The sequence below is a fragment of the Acinetobacter sp. YH12200 genome (genome assembly GCF_013418175.1).
Lineage (GTDB): Bacteria > Pseudomonadota > Gammaproteobacteria > Pseudomonadales > Moraxellaceae > Acinetobacter > Acinetobacter pseudolwoffii.
In genome coordinates, this window is record NZ_VPCO01000016.1 from 20,466 (window position 1) to 37,958 (window position 17,493).

At 41.8% G+C, this 17,493-nt stretch carries 13 protein-coding genes and 1 pseudogene; 6 read left to right on the forward strand and 8 right to left on the reverse strand.

Annotation, left to right across the window (positions count from 1 at the left end; genetic code table 11):
* Positions 1-80: 80 nt before the first annotated feature.
* Both FTU90_RS11350 and acnD read right to left on the reverse strand, forming a co-directional pair.
* Entirely contained in the window at positions 81-1,589 is a 1,509-nt protein-coding gene (locus tag FTU90_RS11350; protein WP_159138660.1) for a hypothetical protein, read from the reverse strand.
* Positions 1,590-1,658: 69 nt separating this feature from the next.
* Entirely contained in the window at positions 1,659-4,274 is a 2,616-nt protein-coding gene (gene acnD, locus FTU90_RS11355) for a Fe/S-dependent 2-methylisocitrate dehydratase AcnD (protein WP_159138659.1), read from the reverse strand.
* A gap of 784 nt (positions 4,275-5,058) precedes the next feature.
* On the opposite strand from acnD, the gene FTU90_RS11360 reads away from it, so the two are divergent.
* Both FTU90_RS11360 and FTU90_RS11365 read left to right on the forward strand, forming a co-directional pair.
* Positions 5,059-7,167: a multicopper oxidase family protein gene (locus tag FTU90_RS11360; RefSeq protein ID WP_159138658.1), complete on the forward strand. Its 2,109-nt coding sequence runs from the start codon at positions 5,059-5,061 to the stop codon at positions 7,165-7,167.
* A gap of 116 nt (positions 7,168-7,283) precedes the next feature.
* On the forward strand, positions 7,284-8,009 hold the full coding sequence (locus tag FTU90_RS11365; RefSeq protein ID WP_180072691.1) for a folate-binding protein YgfZ: 726 nt from the start codon (positions 7,284-7,286) through the stop codon (positions 8,007-8,009).
* A 52-nt stretch (positions 8,010-8,061) separates the two neighbouring features.
* Here the strand turns inward: FTU90_RS11365 and FTU90_RS11370 are convergent, their stop codons facing one another.
* Entirely contained in the window at positions 8,062-8,307 is a 246-nt protein-coding gene (locus FTU90_RS11370; RefSeq protein WP_005097984.1) for a hypothetical protein, read from the reverse strand.
* A 427-nt stretch (positions 8,308-8,734) separates the two neighbouring features.
* Between FTU90_RS11370 and FTU90_RS11375 the strand changes: the two genes are divergently transcribed.
* Positions 8,735-9,532: a tetratricopeptide repeat protein gene (locus tag FTU90_RS11375; RefSeq protein ID WP_159138657.1), complete on the forward strand. Its 798-nt coding sequence runs from the start codon at positions 8,735-8,737 to the stop codon at positions 9,530-9,532.
* A gap of 15 nt (positions 9,533-9,547) precedes the next feature.
* Entirely contained in the window at positions 9,548-9,790 is a 243-nt protein-coding gene (locus tag FTU90_RS11380) for a hypothetical protein (RefSeq protein WP_005097986.1), read from the forward strand.
* Between the two features lies 1 nt (position 9,791).
* On the opposite strand, the gene FTU90_RS11385 is transcribed toward FTU90_RS11380, so the two are convergent.
* The 3 genes and pseudogenes from FTU90_RS11385 to FTU90_RS11395 all read right to left on the reverse strand — a co-directional run bounded on the left by FTU90_RS11385 (position 9,792) and on the right by FTU90_RS11395 (position 13,249).
* Complete coding sequence (locus tag FTU90_RS11385; protein WP_005097988.1) at positions 9,792-10,718, reverse strand: AEC family transporter; 927 nt, start codon at positions 10,716-10,718, stop codon at positions 9,792-9,794.
* 62 nt (positions 10,719-10,780) lie between these two features.
* Positions 10,781-11,890: an NADH:flavin oxidoreductase/NADH oxidase gene (locus FTU90_RS11390; protein ID WP_159138656.1), complete on the reverse strand. Its 1,110-nt coding sequence runs from the start codon at positions 11,888-11,890 to the stop codon at positions 10,781-10,783.
* A gap of 93 nt (positions 11,891-11,983) precedes the next feature.
* Positions 11,984-13,249, reverse strand: a pseudogene (locus tag FTU90_RS11395) (carbohydrate porin).
* A gap of 397 nt (positions 13,250-13,646) precedes the next feature.
* On the opposite strand from FTU90_RS11395, the gene mutM reads away from it, so the two are divergent.
* On the forward strand, positions 13,647-14,507 hold the full coding sequence (mutM, locus tag FTU90_RS11400) for a bifunctional DNA-formamidopyrimidine glycosylase/DNA-(apurinic or apyrimidinic site) lyase (RefSeq protein ID WP_159138654.1): 861 nt from the start codon (positions 13,647-13,649) through the stop codon (positions 14,505-14,507).
* Positions 14,504-14,788: a peptidylprolyl isomerase gene (locus FTU90_RS11405; protein ID WP_005097992.1), complete on the forward strand. Its 285-nt coding sequence runs from the start codon at positions 14,504-14,506 to the stop codon at positions 14,786-14,788. Before mutM ends, FTU90_RS11405 begins: the two co-directional genes overlap by 4 nt.
* A gap of 101 nt (positions 14,789-14,889) precedes the next feature.
* On the opposite strand, the gene mscL is transcribed toward FTU90_RS11405, so the two are convergent.
* Both mscL and typA read right to left on the reverse strand, forming a co-directional pair.
* On the reverse strand, positions 14,890-15,330 hold the full coding sequence (gene mscL, locus FTU90_RS11410; RefSeq protein WP_005097993.1) for a large conductance mechanosensitive channel protein MscL: 441 nt from the start codon (positions 15,328-15,330) through the stop codon (positions 14,890-14,892).
* Between the two features lie 182 nt (positions 15,331-15,512).
* On the reverse strand, positions 15,513-17,351 hold the full coding sequence (gene typA, locus FTU90_RS11415; protein ID WP_005097994.1) for a translational GTPase TypA: 1,839 nt from the start codon (positions 17,349-17,351) through the stop codon (positions 15,513-15,515).
* Positions 17,352-17,493: the final 142 nt, after the last annotated feature.

Genomic DNA, 17,493 nt, shown 5'->3' on the forward strand with positions numbered 1-17,493 from the left:
GTCTAGTATAACCCTCTGGTGATGAATGTCTATTGTCCATTTTTGTAAATGATGATGGCATTTGGGCGAAGAACCTTAATTTATTGTTCCCTTTGTTTTGCAAGAACGATTACACCTACATAAGATGATTTGGCTTTTTGAAAATCATGTTTTTCATCCAACTTATCACCTAAATATTTAATACCTACACTTCCGGCTCCTATAACTGAGATAAGTTGCCCAAGTAAAGGCATAAAATTAACTGCCAGTGTTCCTCCTGCGAGCCCTAAAGTTTGTATATTTTTAGATCTATACTTGCTTTTTAATCCATCCAATTCTTTAATATGTTGCTTAATTTTCACATCCAAAAATTGAGAAAACTCTCTAGAAATATAATCTATGTCTTCAATTTTTACATTTGAGATTGAACTTATAAAAGTTCTCATTTCATTTTTAAATAAAATATGTTCATCTGCTTTTCTAAGTATCTTAATTTCCTCATCATTAAAATTAGCCAAATAGTCCAAACGTTGGGATGTCAAAACATTTAGAATTGTATCAGTCTGTTTATCAATGGGATTATCGGCTTTGAATGACCAACTCATCTTTGAAATTAAATTATAATAATGAGCATGTTCAGGAATACACAAATAAGGATTACTGCTCATTTCCTGAGAGTTTTCAAACAAATGATATTGCGGAACTAGCCTCTCAACTATTCCATTAACTATGATATGAATATCAGATGCCAAATTTTTTTCACACCAATCAGCTGTCCTATGTTGGCTCGCATAATCCCTATAATTAGTAATAGAATCTTTTAGATTATGAATTTCCATTCCATTTGGCGAAATAAAAAGCCTTTTCCCTTGTACAGCATTAAAAAAATCATTTGAGTACTTAGATAGATAATTTACTAAATCTTCTTCGCAATTAATTTTTACATTTAGATAGAAACTTAAAAACTCGAACAACAGATGATTTAGATTTTCTTTGGTTACATCATCCTTTTCTTCTAATAATTTTTCCCAACTAGGAAAAATGAAAAATGGTGGTATCTCAAAATCTTCTTCAAGTAGATCTTTTAAATTTAAGACGAAATATACAGCCTCGATCATTCTTAGATTTTTAAGCTTTTCATCACATCTTTCCTTCTCGATCCACGGTAAAATAGGATCAGGAATTAATACAAGATCTGTCAATAATAATGATTTACGTACAGCATTTAATTGTGTTTTTAAGAATCGAGAGCTTCCCCCTAAATTAATTTTAAATACATCTAAATTTTGTGCAGCTTTAAAAGCTTGTGCTGATTCACTAGTATATAGATTTACTAATTTTTCTAGAAAATCCTCACGTATTTGAATTAAATGTGAAAAATAAGAGATGTTATTTTTATTATTTTCATACATTTCCTTTAGATGTAGTCCTATTGATTCAAAATCTTTGAACTCATCAGGATTTTTGCCTACAAATTTGATAAAGAAATTATGAATGATTTCAAAATAACTTTTTTGATAGATAATTAACTGATGTAAAAATTCTGTATTCACTAAATCATCCAAAATAAAACTCCACTTTAAAGTAGGGTCTTTTTTAAATAACTTCAATCCACCCCAACCCTCCTTTAAAAAAGGAGGGAGTTCCCCTCTTTGATAAAGAGGGGTTAGGGGAGATTCTTAAACATTCCCTTCCAAGAAATCCTGTGCAAAGCGTTGCAACACCCCACCCGCTTCATACACATGCACTTCTTCTTCAGTATCCAGACGGCAAGTCACAGGCACTTCAATAATCTGGTTCTTACCATCATCGGTTGAACGCTCAATCACCAAAGTCAAAGTCGAACGTGGCGCGATATTACCAATCACGCTATACAGCTCAGTACCATCAAGACCTAAAGTCTTACGATCCGTACCCGGCTTAAACTCAAGCGGCAACACGCCCATACCAACCAAATTGGTACGGTGAATACGCTCAAAACCTTCCGCTACAATCGCTTCCACACCAGCCAGACGTACACCTTTCGCTGCCCAGTCACGACTCGAACCCTGACCATAATCCTTACCGGCAATAATGATCAACGGCTGTTTACGGTTCATGTAAGTTTCAATCGCTTCCCACATCCGCATCACTTCACCTTCAGGCTCAACACGTGCCTTCGAACCCTGCTTGATGCTGCCATCAGAACGCACCACCATTTCATTAAACAGTTTCGGATTGGCAAAAGTCGCACGTTGCGTGGTGAGATGATCACCGCGATGCGTTGCATAAGAGTTAAAGTCTTCCTCAGGCACGCCCATTTTTTTCAGGTATTCACCTGAAGCACTGTCAAGCACAATGGCATTCGATGGTGACAAATGATCAGTGGTGATGTTATCGCCTAAGATCGCCAGCGGACGCATATTTGACAAGGTACGCGGTGCAGCCAAAGCCCCTTCCCAATACGGCGGACGGCGAATATACGTACTTTGCGGACGCCAATCATACAGCGGACTTGCTGCTTTTTCATTCACACCTAAATCGAACATTGGAATGTAGATTTTTTTGAATTGTTCTGGTTTTACAGCAACTTTTACCAGAGCATCAATTTCTTCATCCGATGGCCAGATATCTTTCAGATAAATCGGGTTGCCGTCTTTATCGTTTCCAAGCGAATCTTTTTCGATATCAAAACGGATCGTACCGGCAATTGCATAAGCCACCACTAAAGGCGGTGAAGCCAAGAATGCCTGTTTCGCATATGGATGAATACGTCCATCGAAGTTACGGTTGCCCGATAACACCGCTGTTGCATATAGGTCACGGTCGATGATTTCTTGCTGAATCTTTGGATCAAGCGCACCCGACATACCGTTACAGGTGGTACACGCATAGGCCACGATACCAAAGCCCAGTTTTTCTAAATCTTTTAAAACGCCTGCTTCTTCCAAATACAAAGCAGCCGCTTTAGAACCCGGTGCAAAAGAAGATTTTACCCAAGGCTTACGGACCAAGCCCAATTCATTGGCCTTACGTGCCAGCAAACCGGCTGCCACGGTATTACGTGGGTTAGATGTATTGGTACAAGAGGTAATCGCCGCGATAATCACCGCGCCATCTGGCATTAAGCCTTCTGCTTCTTGCGCGCGAGCTGCTTCTAAATTACCGGCAATGCCTTTTTCTTTCAGGTCAGATGTAGAGACACGTGCATGCGGATTTGATGGACCTGCAATATTACGTGTCACAGTCGATAAATCGAAACGCAATACACGTGGATATTCTGCCTGAGTCATATCCGATGCCCACAGACCAATCTCTTTGGCATAAGTTTCAACCAGTTTGACTTGCTCTGCTTCACGACCGGTCAAAGTCAGATAATCAATGGTGTTCTGATCGATATAGAACATCGCAGCGGTTGCACCGTATTCCGGAGTCATGTTGGAAATCGTGGCACGATCACCCACTGACATGCTGTCGGCACCTTCACCGAAGAATTCTAAGTATGCCCCGACCACACGTTCTTTACGCAGGAATTCTGTCAGTGCGAGCACAATATCGGTTGCGGTAATGCCCGGCTGACGCTGACCAACAAACTCCACCCCAATAATATCTGGCAGACGCATCCAAGACGCACGCCCCAGCATCACGTTTTCGGCTTCGAGTCCACCAACACCAATCGAGATCACACCAAGCGCATCAGTATGTGGGGTATGTGAATCTGTACCGACACAGGTGTCCGGGAATGCCAGGCCATCACGGTTTTGAATCACCGGAGACATTTTCTCCAGGTTGATCTGGTGCATGATGCCATTACCGGCAGGAATCACATCGACATTTTCAAACGCGGTTTTGGTCCATTCAATAAAATGAAAACGGTCTTCATTACGACGGTCTTCAATCGCGCGGTTTTTCTCAAAAGCATCCGGATCAAAACCACCAAATTCCACTGCCAATGAATGATCGACAATCAGCTGGGTCGGTACCACTGGATTGACTTTAGCCGGGTCACCGCCCTGTTCTGCAATTGCATCACGTAAGCCGGCAAGATCGACCAAAGCCGTTTGTCCCAAGATGTCGTGACAGACCACACGTGCCGGATACCATGGAAAATCATGTTCCTGTTTACGCTCAATCAGCTGTCGCAAAGACTGTTCTAAAATGGCAGGATCACAACGACGAACCAGCTGCTCAGCAAGCACTTTGGAGGTATAAGGAAGTTTGGCATATGCGCCTGGCTGAATATCTTCTACGGCCTGACGCACGTCATAATATTCCAGCTGGGTGGATTGCAGCGGTTTACGGTAGTTGTTGTTCATAGCTTGCCTGCCCTCGTTTATTACTCTTTTTTGCACATCAAAATTTATTGATGACTTGTTTTTAATCAAGGCATTGTACGCTGCCGAAAGTCCATTTCCCAAATCTTATAATTTTCAATAGTTTAATTATAGAAATCGGTCTATTTTAATCAATTTGTTATCTGGCCTTTAGAATTTTGGCTCTAAACTTCTATTTTTTTGAAAAATCGTAGAAAATTCATCTCATTCTTTAGTATGAGACACTCACAACAGCATAAAAAATAATCAACATATAGGCGCAATAAACAGGCTTTATTTCATATTCATGCAACTTTTATGAGCTGTATTTTAAGCAGCGAATAGACCCTATAACCGATTAAAAGCCAACTATTAAAAGCCAAATAAGTCTCTTCTCTTACATTTAGGTCTTTATATGCAAGCGGCTTGTTGATAAAAACTGGATATTAAGCATATCTTCAAAACATCCTTATACAATAATTCCGAAAATCATCGTATTTCAGCGATAGAACCATTTAAAAGCTGTGTCCTGATTCAATTCCATAATTTTCGTAAGACTTTCTTACAAATTTTACAACTATTTTAATATGTATAAATATTATCGAATAATTAAAGATTTACATAAAAATTAGCACATTCAACACCAAAGAAAAAATACTTTAGACATACCGTTTATCTGCCTCCCCCTAATTTGGTGATAACAGTTCTTCTCTCAATTAAGTAAATCTAAACAGTAATTACTTCACAACAACAATACTCATCACAAAAGTAGATAAAGGTGATTACGATGTTACAGCTTGCGATTATCGGTGTCATAGCAGCGGTCATAGCCGTACTGGCATCAAACTGGAATGGAGCTAAAAATCCTCCTAACCCCTATAACCCTTCAAATCCAAATAATCCGTCAAATCCAAGTAACCCAACTCAGCCACCACCTGCTCCAACTGCACCGGATTCTCTGATCAGTAATCCGCCATTGCTACAGAAAAATGCCAAAGGCAAATACGAACTGATCATCGCGTATAAAACGGATAAGTTGTATAACCCCAGAAAAGGAACATGGGATCAACTGGTGCTCCGTGGCTATGTGACCAAGCCCAGTTTATTTAATAAGAAAAAAGCAGGTGAATATGTCGAAGACCGGCTGGTCGGGCCCCAGATTCGGGTCAAACAGGGAGAAACCTTTTCTGTGCATTTGAATAACCAACTGCCCACGGAGTCCACAGCAACCTGCCCAGAACATATTCTCGATGCGAATGACCCACATTGTTTTAATACCACCAATCTGCACACTCATGGCCTCTGGGTCAGCCCGCAAGGCAATAGCGACAATGTTTTCCTGAAGTTCAAACCACAGGAAAAATTTGACTATCAATTCAAAATGGAACCAAATCATCCTGCGGGTACTTACTGGTATCACGCTCATCTACATGGTTCAACGGCTATTCAGGTCTCTAGCGGCATGGCTGGCCCATTAATCGTAGAAGGCAGCCGTATTCCTCAAGTCAGGAATGGCAAAATCACATCGACGGGAGACATGGATATTCTGTGGAAAGATAAAGGCAAGAACAGCTATTCTAATGAAAATATCCTCCTGTTTCAGCAAATTCAGTATCGATGCACTCACCCGGCAGGCACGACCAATCTCAATAATTGTGATGCTGGTGAAGTCGGTATGCTGGAAGATTATCAAGGCCTGAATGCCTTTAATTCATGGGGAGCAAATCATTATTACACCTCGATTAATGGCAAAGTACATGGCGAGATTCAAGTTGAGCAAAACCAGTTTAAGCGCTGGCGTATGATTCATGGTGGTGTTCGCGACACCCTTGGTCTTATTATTAAGGAACTGCCAAAATCACAAAAATTTACCGCTGAACAAACCATTAAAGCTTGTTCTGAATTTCAGGAAGAAGACAAAAAAGCAGATTTTGATCAGCTCACCAGCTTGCCGGTCTATACCATTGCTCAGGATGGTTTAACCATGGATCATGTGCAGACACGTAGAATCTCGATATTTCAACCCGGTTACCGTCACGATGCGATGGTCGCCTTCCCAAACACGAATAGATACTGTATTTTTGACACCAACTTGAACATTGATGATGAAATCAATGCCATCCCTACATCCGGACAAATTACCCCTCAACTCGCTCCGGGTAATACGTTAAATGCCCAACTACTGGGATGGGTGAATGTCAAAGCGAGTAAATTAAAAGCGCAAACGCCAGCCCAGTTTTTACAAGCTCAGGCACAGAAAATTGGCTTAAACAAAGAAATTCAGACCCAGCTCTCACAGTTAAAGCTTTCTGCCTTTATCGACCATCCATCGCTGATGACCACTGAAATTGAAAATCGCTTAAAAAACCGTCCACCACAACGCTCAACCTTCGATGCCAGCTTTGGTCCAAATGGTAAGTTTGGCTACCGTTACAGTGATATTGAGGGAATCTATAGTTTTGGTGACCTCTTTACCGGCGCGGATGCAGTAGAAGGTGCATATGTACGGAAACTGGAATTTGGGCAAATTGATGAATGGATTCTTAGCAGTAATAACCTGAATCATCCTTATCATATCCATGTGAACCCCTTCCAGATTGTAAAAGTACTGGATCCAACGGGTAAGGATGTCAGCGATATTCCGCTGGCAGTAGATCCAAATCCTAATCTGGAAGATATTCAATACCGCGGCTTAAAAGGACAGTTTAAAGATACAATCTTTGTTAAACAGGGATATCAGGTAATTGTCCGCAGCCATTACAAGAAATTTGAAGGTGATTTTGTGCAGCATTGTCATATTCTCGATCATGAAGATCAGGGCATGATGGAATATGTTCGGATTTGTGGCGGTAAATTCCCTTGTGATTCGCCATTGCCGGCTAGCCATCACCACTAAATATTATCATTCCATAAAAGCCGATGATTTAGATTGTCGGCTTTTTTGTTTGCCTCTATTTGATGCTTGCTGCACAATAACTGCATTGATTTATAGTATTCAAACTGGGGCTTATCATGGCAACGTCTCCTGCTTTTACATTGTTTAGTCTGAATGGTGTTGATGCACAAAAATTCCTTCAAGGTCAGGTGACTTTGAATACTGAAACATTGGCTGAAAACCAGACACGTTATACCGCGATCTGTAGCTTGAAAGGCCGTATTCAATTTGGCTTATGGCTTAAAAAGCTCAGTCCGGAAAGCTTTGAAATTGTAAGTACTGACGATCAGGCCACTGAACTGGCGAATCATATTAAAAAATTTGGTGCCTTTTCAAAAATGAAACTGGAACTGGTCGGTACGGTTTATCCTGTGATCAATGATATTCATACTGACTTTGTTGCGACTGAAACCGATGTGGCGACCTGGGAGCAGCAAGCCATTGAATCAGGTCAGGCCTGGATTCAGGCGGCCACTGCGACCCTGTTTCAACCACAGGAATTGCGCTTACATCAACGTGAAAGCATTCACTATGACAAAGGTTGTTACTTAGGTCAGGAAGTCATTGCACGCTTATGGTTTAAAGCCAAGCCAAAACATTGGCTGCATCTGATTCAAGCGACGGGTGAAGCACCTGTAGTCGGCACTCAGCTCAACAACAATGTTGAAGTCGTGAATAGCATCAGTCTGAAGGATGGCTATAAAGCCTTGGTCGTAGCCAAACCTGACGCATTGGCCGAGTTGGGTCTAGAGGTTCTGAAACTTCCTGAGGCTTTGAGCGGTGATGTAGCACGTCCGCAATAATTCCGGTTTAGGCCCTAAAAAAGCCAAGAGTTAACTCTTGGCTTTTTTTGTTTTAGAAACCATGAAACAGCTTATTCATATCTTTCACCACATAATCTTTGAAGTGATAAGCACGAGCATGTTTGGCATCAAATTTTGTGGTTAATTCACCTTTTTGAAAGGTGTAGACCCGGTCTTCCTGACTAATCAAAAATTCTGCACCGAGCTTCATCAGCAGTGCGTCAATCTTGTCTTCATCCGCAATCGTTTCATCTACGTTAATTCTGTCATAGTGGCGTTTAATCGTTTTGACAAACATGGCTCAATCCTGGGAGGCTGATTTAAACCGAGATTTAACCAGAGAAGTTCCTTTAAGCAAAGTAATCCTTTCAATATCTGAATGATTGATAGGAAAGTTATCCAGATCAGTGATCTGGTTAAATCGGTATATCCTGCTTTGATGATTTATTTTGATTAAATCCCTTTCATAACTCAAGAAATGATAATTTTATTCATATTTAAATAGAGGTTGAACGCTCCTTCTCCCTTCGGGAGGAGGAGCATGCTGCGCAAGTCTCCGACAAGAAGATAGAATTTCATTTATAATAATTAAAAAATGATTTATGAAAGAACTCTAATGACAAATTGTATATTTACAAAGCACAAAATCCTTTTATGATGTAAGTGAAAATGATTAAAACCGCACCAAGGACTTAGGTGCCAGCAATAATAAGGTTATAGGAACCATGAAAAAGTTAATACTCGCTACTGTTCTTGCAGTTTCTGCGCAATTCACTCTGGCAAATACTGTAAAAGATCAGGCTGACCCCCAGTTTGTAAAAATTGAAGCCATGGTGAAAGCCAATAATTTCAAAGGCGCCTATGACGCCTTAAATCAATTGGCTAGTCAGGGAAATGCCCAAGCCATATATAACTTAGGCTATTTAACCCAGACCGGCCAGGGCACTGCCAAAGACGAGAAAAAAGCCATCCAGCTCTATGAACAGGCAGCCAGCAAAGGTTACCCTGTGGCCAATTATGTACTGGGCAAAAATTATGCGGCGGGTACATTAGGACTAAAGCAGGATTTAAGCAAAGCTAAACAGTATCTGGAACGTGCCTCAGCAGCCAACTTTGATGATGCCAGTGTAGATCTGGCTGTGCTGTTATTTGCTGAAAATACCCCTGCCTCAAATAAAATCGGACTACAAAAGCTGCAACCATTAATTACAAAAGGTAATATGCAAGCGATTCACGCCAAAGCCTTATATGACATCAGCTCTGGTTTTAAAAACAAAGATGAAAAACCGATTCAGCAAGGTTTAAGCAGTATTCAGGATCTGGCGAAAAAAGGCTATATCCCTGCCCTGATGGCTGTCGGCAATATGTTTGCCAATGGCAGTATCGTGCAGCAAAACTTGCCTGAAGCGAAAAAAATCTTTGCTGCATTGGTACAGCAAAATATTCCGCAGGCTAAAGAGTCTTTGGCAGCAGTAGACAAAATGATGGCGGAGCAGAAAAAAATACCTGCCAAAAAGAGTTAATTTGGTTTCGCCCCAATGAAAAGCGGAGCTTCGCAAGAAAAGTATCTTGCGGAGCCATACTCTCATCGCAAAACTCGTCAGCCAGCATCCACTGGTAAATTTGTCGCAAAAACAATCATTTTTAATCTTGCGGTACAATACACCGTATGCCTCAAACAGTTGCGGCTGACTTTTCTACCTGTAAAATATAATCATGAATTTAAAAAAGAAAATGCCAATATGGGGCTTTTTATAAGGAGAGAATCAATCCTGGAATGAGCTATCCCCACCACAAGGCAATTAGGCCGCTGGTCACGATAAAACCAGCGATGGTGCTCATCAGCAGTGGTGTTAAGGCTCGATCATTTAAACCATAGGCCTGTCCCAACATACCGAAGATTGTTGGCATCGGTAAGGCAGCAATCAAAGTACCCGCATGAACCATTTCCTGACTTAAACTGGTCAATTGACTGAGGCCAAGATACATCAGCAGCGGCATCATAATGTTGTTAGAAAACACCAGATAGAAACTTTGCAGATTAACGTATTTCAGGCTCATTCCCACAATACCGCCACCAATTGCAAACAAGGCCAATGGCGATGCTGTCTGCCCGATCAAGGCAAAAACCTGATCGATATAGAGCGGAATTTTAATCTGGAAAATCGCACAGGCCATACCCAGTACGACCCCCATAAATAAGGGGTTTGTTACTAAAGTCAGCACCACACTTTTAAAAATGGAGCCAAGATTTGCCTGATGCTGTGTTCCCAGCGCAGCCATGACCAGTACCAAAGGAATCAGCAACATACTTTCAATGATGACCACCAGAGAAGTATAAGTCATGGCCTGCTGCCCGATTAACAGACTAAGCACGGCCGTACCAATCAGTCCGGTATTCGACATCGCGGCGCCCAGCGACAATACTGCACTCTGCGAATGCGTATTCTGAAAATAACGGCGCATCATCCAGAAACCGCTACCATAGAGCAGTAAAGTTACGCTGCTATACACCGCAAAGTATTCAAAATACCAGATTTCATGCAGGTCTTTAGAGGCGAGAGACTGGAAAAACAGCAGAGGCAACGCCACTTTAATGACAAAAGCACCGACTGTACCCACTTGCTCTTTGTCTAACACTTGACTTTTTACAGTCAGATAACCCAGTGCCAACAATAAAAAAATGGGCACAATGACCGCAAAAATCATAATGCAGCGTCCTCATTTGCAATGAGTGACTATTATACGACCTTCCTGCTTAGAAAAGATTGTTAAAAAGGCTCAAACAGATGGTTTAGACCATGCGGGGCACTGCGAAGATATTGGGGTGAAATCTTTAGTTTTTCTTCAAGTGCCGCAGCTGCATGCCAAGGCCAATGTGGATCGTAGAGAATCGCCCGTGCAATAGCGATAGCATCGGCCTGCCCTTTTTGCAGAATATGTTCTGCCTGTTCTGCTTCGGTAATTAAACCTACAGCAATCACCGGAATATTGACGGCTTTTTTGATGGTATCTGCAAAAGGTACTTGATAGTTCGGTTTCACATCAATGTTCTGTTTGACATGTAAACCGGCACTGGAAATATGAATATAAGCTGTGCCCACCGCTTCGAGGGCTTTAGAGAGTTCAACCGAAGAATCAATATTCCAGCTATCCTCATGCTCCATCCAGTCACTTGCTGAAATACGCACTCCGATTGGATAATCTTCCGGAACTGCTGCCTGCATGGCTTGCAATACTTCCAGCGTCAGGCGAATCCGGTTTTCCAGTGAACCACCATATTTATCCTCACGTTTATTGGAAAGTGGCGACATAAACTGATGTAACAGATAACCATGTGCTGCATGTAGTTCAATCAGGTCAAAGCCTGCATCAACTGCGCGTTTGGCACTTTCTGCAAAGTTTGCAATGACCTGATCAATCTCTGCCTGATTCAGCGCTTTAGGAGGATGTTCGTCTGTCTGAAAAGGAAGATCACTGGCAGAAACAGTTTGCCAGCCATGTGCCTCATCCGGTTTAAACTGGCCTCTACCTGCCCATGGTTTATCTGTAGAGGCTTTACGTCCGGCATGTGCAAGCTGAATAGCAAATGGCATTGGCGATATAGATTTAACTTTGGCCAATAATGCTTTGATCTGGGCAGCTTGCTGATCATTCCACAATCCCAGGTCTGCATAACTGATACGACCTTCTGGTTGTACGGCAGTCGCCTCGACAATACAGAGTCCGGCGCCAGAGAGCGCATAATTCGCCCATTGCTGCTCATGCCAATACGTGATTTCACCCTCAGCTGTGGCTGAATATTGACACATGGGTGCAATAATAATTTTATTGCTGAGTGATAATGAACCAAACTTTAGCGGTTGAAATAATAATGTCACGTGGCAATCCCTCTTTATTCATGTGAAGTATGATCGGGCAATAAAAAACAGGCTTTAAAAAGCCTGTTTAGTTATAACGTGAACGATCACTTTTTAGAAGATGATGCGGCTGGTTAAACCAAGTAGCAGTGCATTATCTACGTTGTTGGTTGCCCCTGGATTGACTACATATTGCAGGTTTGGACGTAGCATCAGCCACTTTGTTGCATTATAGCTATAGTTGAGTTCGATATTGTATTCTGCATCGGTATTGAAAGCTGGACGCGACTCTGCAAAGCGATTATTCACGTGCACACGGTTAACTGCCAGACCCAAAATATCATTCGGTTGACTGTCGAGCAGGCCAATATATTTCACCCCAAGCTGTTGTGAATGATCGACTTTATTGGTTACACGGTCATGCCAGGTGAAATTGGCAAATGAATGCAGGCCCTGACGCCCCTGACCTGTTGAAGTTAATTGCTGTTCGATGGCCAACCAGCCTGCAAAGGTACGATCTTCAGCTTGGCCAGTGACAATATCTTTTTGATTGATTGGATCATCCGCAGTATTGTACATTCCACCCACACGGTAGCTACCCGGTAAGTTATTGATGAGTGATTTGGGTGTCCATACAATTTCTGCTGGAATGGTCACGCCATCGGCATGCTCAGTATCCAAACTCCAGCCTTGATCTTCTTTAGCCCCATTGCCATTGTCCGGATTAAACTCATAAACACCGACTTGTACTGCAAGTTCAGGGTTTAGCTGCTGCTTTATACGCGCACCCCATTGTGATACTGGCGTATTCATCCAGATATTGCCTTGCCATTTACCCATCTGCGCAGCACAAAATGCTGTACTGGCAAAATCACAGGCCATCACATTAAAGTCCATGCCCAGCCCCAAACGGCCAGCCTTAATACTCAGTCCTTGTTCTTTATAATTCTTTTCAATCTAAAGTTCACTCAGACGGCTATCCTGATTGCCACGCCCAAACGTACCTTGTGCATTGGCCATCTGTGGCGCTGATGGATCTTGCAAATCACGGATAGACGTACTTTGGCCTTGGCGCGCACTCATTGCAGCACGTACCGTGACACCGTTCCATCCTGCCAGTTTTTCCAGGTCCAGTTGAGTTCCCAACCATAACTGGGCAGAAGTTAATGGATCTGCGCCTGCATTCCGGCCACCATCCGCAAGATAGGCTGTATCAGTTAGCAGATTGGCTTCAAATTTAATTCCTTGCTGAGCCAGTTCTGTACGTTGACCATTCCAGTCCCCCAGTAAATATTGACCTTGCGGATCAAATGCAGATTCTGCCTGCGCGGTTGTCATGGCAGCCATTAATGACAATAAAGCGAAACCTAAATATTTCATGTAAAACCTAAACATTCGGAGAGAAAAACAAGCAAGGTTTTTAAAATTGCTATTAGGTGCATGAATTTACATAACTTTTCCTATAAATTCTTATTATTTTTTTTATTATTGATTAAACTTTTAGTTATGCCTTAATACAAAAAATATAATTTTATTTCAAAATAGTTAAATTATTTATATGTTTTTCAAAAACTTAGGATTTATTTATTTTTGCATTCCTTTTATTTCTTTAATTTTTGGTCTAAACATGCAAAAAAACAGCTTATTCTTTAAGCTCTTACACCTCCAATAAACATGAAATCCCCAGTCATTTTCTAATGGTTGCATCCCCATTAAGACTTGTAATCTCCGTAAATTCGCCCAATATTAGCTGCATCTCCCTCGCCTCTGATGTGTTATGCCTGAATTACCAGAAGTAGAAACCACCAAAACCAGTTTATTACCCTTATTAGAACAACGTGTAAAACGGGTTGAAATCCGTCAGTCAAGTTTGCGCTGGCCCATTCCCGAAAATATACAAAAGCTGGTCGGGCAGAAATTACTCAACCTGTCGCGCCGTTCCAAATATATTCTGGCTGAGTTTGAGCACGACACCATGCTCTGGCATTTAGGCATGTCTGGCAGCTTTCGTTTGTGTGAAACAACTGAAGAATTACGCAAACATGATCATCTGATTATTCAGTTTGATGATATTGAACTGCGTTATCATGATCCGCGTCGTTTTGGCTGTATTTTATGGCTGGATGCGCAGTCACAAAGCAAACTGATTGATACGCTGGGACCAGAACCCCTGAGTGAAAATTTTAATTCTCAGTATTTATTTGAAAAATTGAAAAATAAAAATGTTGGCACCAAAGTTGCGATTATGGATAACCATGTGGTGGTAGGTGTCGGCAATATTTATGCAACCGAAAGTCTGTTCAATATGGGCATTCATCCAGCACAACCCGCCTCGACTTTAAGCTTGGCACAGATCGAAAAATTAGTGCTGGAAATCAAGCGCATATTAAAACAGGCCATTGATTTAGGCGGGTCGACATTACGGGATTACACCAACGCCATGGGGGAAAATGGCTATTTTCAGCAAACGCTGCTGGCCTATGGTCGTGCCGGGGAAATGTGCGTGAACTGTGAGACCACGCTTGAAAATATTAAACTGGGACAACGTGCTTCTGTGTTCTGTCCAGAATGTCAGCCTTTGAAAAAGATGCAACTCCCTGTCAAAAAACTGGCAACTGTACAAGGGAAAAAGTCATGAAAACAGCCATTGTGCGTCATATTCTGGTTAAAGATAAAGAAACTGCCGAGCAGCTTAAAAAGAAGATTTTGAGTGGCGCTGACTTTAATAAAATCGCCAGACAATATTCAACCTGTAATTCTGCCAAGCGTGGCGGAGAACTGGGCGAAGTGAAAAAAGGCCAACTGGTGCCTGTCATTGATAAGCTGGTGTTTACGGCTGCTGAACGGGTCTTACATGGTCCGGTCAAAAGCCAGTTTGGTTTTCATTTGGTAGAAATTAAGTTCCGAATGGATTTTTAATCTTATAAATCTCTCCCCACCTCCCTTTAACAAAAGGGGGGATTTAGGCGGATTAAAAAAACGGCGCAAGAGGCGCCGTTTTTTTATTTGTGTCAGAACGCTTATGCTTCAGGACGTTTTTTCAATTCATCACGAATTTCACGCAGTAATTCGATATCTTCAGGGGTGGCTTCAGGTGCAGGTGCTTCTTCTGCCTGTTTACGACGAAGTTTATTCATCATTTTCACAAGTAAGAATACCACCCATGCCAACAACAGGAAATTAATCAGAATCGTTAGGAAGTTACCATAAGCAAATACATTCAGGCCTTCAGCCTGTGCATTTGCCAAAGAAGTGACATTATTAGGATTATCACCCAGTACCAGGAACCAGTTAGAATAGTCAACATCCCCACCTAAAATCCAGCTAACGATTGGCATGATGATATCTTTTACAAAAGAATCAATAATTTTACCAAATGCTCCACCAATAATGACACCGACCGCGAGGTCCATCACATTGCCTTTGACAGCAAACTCTTTAAATTCTTGAATAATACTCATTTTTTCTCCAATAATTCATTTTAAAGTTTGTGATGAATTATACATTAATTATAAGTGATTTCATTTTCATATAAGGTGATGTTTTTTATAAGTTTTATGGTTCTAGTTAAAATTTTAATACAAAAAACCGCAACCTTTGAAAAGATTGCGGCTTTAGGAATCTTAGATCAATAATTTACAGATTATTTACCTGAACGGTTACGTTTACGTTCGTTTTCAGTCAAATAACGCTTACGGATACGGATTGACTTCGGTGTTACTTCAACTAGTTCGTCATCTTCAATGAATTCAAGCGCTTGTTCAAGCGTATATTCAACTGCAGGAACAAGTGTTAATGCTTCATCAGTACCAGATGCACGTACGTTGGTTAACTGTTTTGCCTTAGTCGGGTTCACAGTCATGTCGTCAGAACGTGAGTTAATACCAATAATCATACCTTCGTAAACTTCTAACTGAGGCTTAGCGAATAGACGACCACGGTCTTGTAATGTGAACAATGCATAGCCCAGGCAAGTACCTTGAACCATAGAGATCAACACACCGTTTTGACGTTTCGCAACTTGGCCTTGTTTCATTGGACCATAATGCGAGAAGCTTGATGTCATGATACCCGTACCTGAAGTCATCGTCATGAATTCAGAACGGAAACCGATCAAGCCACGTGAAGGAACAGTTGCTTCAATACGGATACGGCCTTTACCGTCAACTTCCATATTGGTCATCTCGCCTTTACGGCTGCCCATTTGCTCCATTACAGAACCTTGGTGCTGTTCTTCAACGTCAAACGTCACGTTTTCGTACGGTTCTTGCATTTGACCGTCAATTTCTTTCAAGATGACTTGCGGACGAGATACACCCATCTCGAAGCCTTCACGGCGCATGTTCTCAATTAAAACTGAAAGGTGAAGTTCACCACGGCCAGATACTTTGAAACGGTCAGGACTGTCAGTGTCTTCAACACGTAATGCGACGTTGTGGATCAATTCGCGATCTAGACGCTCACGAATGTTACGTGAAGTTACGAATTTACCTTCTTTACCAGCAAACGGTGAGTTGTTTACCTGGAATGTCATTGTGACTGTAGGTTCATCTACAGAAAGCGGTGGAAGCGCTTCAACAGCTTTCGGATCACAAATCGTGTCAGAAATGTTCAATGCATCGATACCCGTTACGCAAACGATATCACCTGCATTGGCTTCTTCGATGTCCACACGGTCTAAACCATGATAACCCATGATTTTTAAGATACGACCGTTACGTGTTTTGCCTTCTTTATCGATTACAGTCACTTGCGTGTTCAATTTAACTGAACCACGTTGAATACGACCAACACCGATAACGCCTACGAAGCTGTTATAGTCAAGTGAAGACACTTGCATTTGGAATGGACCATCAACGTCAACTGCTGGCGGTTCAACGATGTCTACAATTGTTTGGAACAATGGCGTCATGTCGTCAGCAAGTTCTTCTGGAGAAGGACCCGCCACACCACGAAGACCAGATGCATAAACGACCGGGAAGTCTAACTGTTCGTCAGAACCACCTAAGTTATCGAACAAATCGAATACCTGGTCAATCACCCAGTCTGGACGTGCGCTTGGCTTATCAACTTTGTTAATAATTACGATTGGCTTCAAACCACGTGCGAACGCTTTTTGCGTTACGAAACGTGTTTGTGGCATCGGGCCTTCTTGTGAATCGACAAGAAGAAGCACGCAGTCAACCATCGACATTACACGTTCAACTTCACCACCGAAGTCGGCGTGTCCCGGGGTGTCCACGATGTTAATACGGTATTCAGTATTGGTACGTGCATCCGTCCATTTAATTGCAGTGTTTTTTGCAAGAATGGTAATACCACGTTCACTTTCGATAGCGCCAGAATCCATGACACGCTCAATCTCACCCGCGCGATCACCGAGAGCACCTGATTGTTGCAAAAGTTTGTCTACAAGAGTGGTTTTACCATGATCGACGTGCGCAATAATGGCGATGTTACGGAGAGTTTTAATATCTGACATGTAAATTCAATGCGTATGTAATTTGAGGGCAAATTATACAGAAAAATACAAAACTTTTATAGTCACTGTTACCACACTCCTCAACTTTTTTTAAGGAGATGGGCTTTTTTTGATTTTGTAAAGGCGTGTAACTCGATTAGAA

What these genes read in the sequence shown, in the direction of transcription:
- FTU90_RS11360 (WP_159138658.1), top strand. Translation starts at nt 5,059, where the DNA reads ATGTTACAGCTTGCGATTATCGGTGTCATAGCAGCGGTCATAGCCGTA.
- typA (WP_005097994.1), bottom strand. Translation starts at nt 17,351, where the DNA reads ATGTCAGATATTAAAACTCTCCGTAACATCGCCATTATTGCGCACGTC.
- FTU90_RS11405 (WP_005097992.1), top strand. Translation starts at nt 14,504, where the DNA reads ATGAAAACAGCCATTGTGCGTCATATTCTGGTTAAAGATAAAGAAACT.
- FTU90_RS11385 (WP_005097988.1), bottom strand. Translation starts at nt 10,718, where the DNA reads ATGATTTTTGCGGTCATTGTGCCCATTTTTTTATTGTTGGCACTGGGT.
- mutM (WP_159138654.1), top strand. Translation starts at nt 13,647, where the DNA reads ATGCCTGAATTACCAGAAGTAGAAACCACCAAAACCAGTTTATTACCC.
- acnD (WP_159138659.1), bottom strand. Translation starts at nt 4,274, where the DNA reads ATGAACAACAACTACCGTAAACCGCTGCAATCCACCCAGCTGGAATAT.
- FTU90_RS11375 (WP_159138657.1), top strand. Translation starts at nt 8,735, where the DNA reads ATGAAAAAGTTAATACTCGCTACTGTTCTTGCAGTTTCTGCGCAATTC.
- FTU90_RS11380 (WP_005097986.1), top strand. Translation starts at nt 9,548, where the DNA reads ATGAAAAGCGGAGCTTCGCAAGAAAAGTATCTTGCGGAGCCATACTCT.
- FTU90_RS11370 (WP_005097984.1), bottom strand. Translation starts at nt 8,307, where the DNA reads ATGTTTGTCAAAACGATTAAACGCCACTATGACAGAATTAACGTAGAT.
- FTU90_RS11365 (WP_180072691.1), top strand. Translation starts at nt 7,284, where the DNA reads ATGGCAACGTCTCCTGCTTTTACATTGTTTAGTCTGAATGGTGTTGAT.
- mscL (WP_005097993.1), bottom strand. Translation starts at nt 15,330, where the DNA reads ATGAGTATTATTCAAGAATTTAAAGAGTTTGCTGTCAAAGGCAATGTG.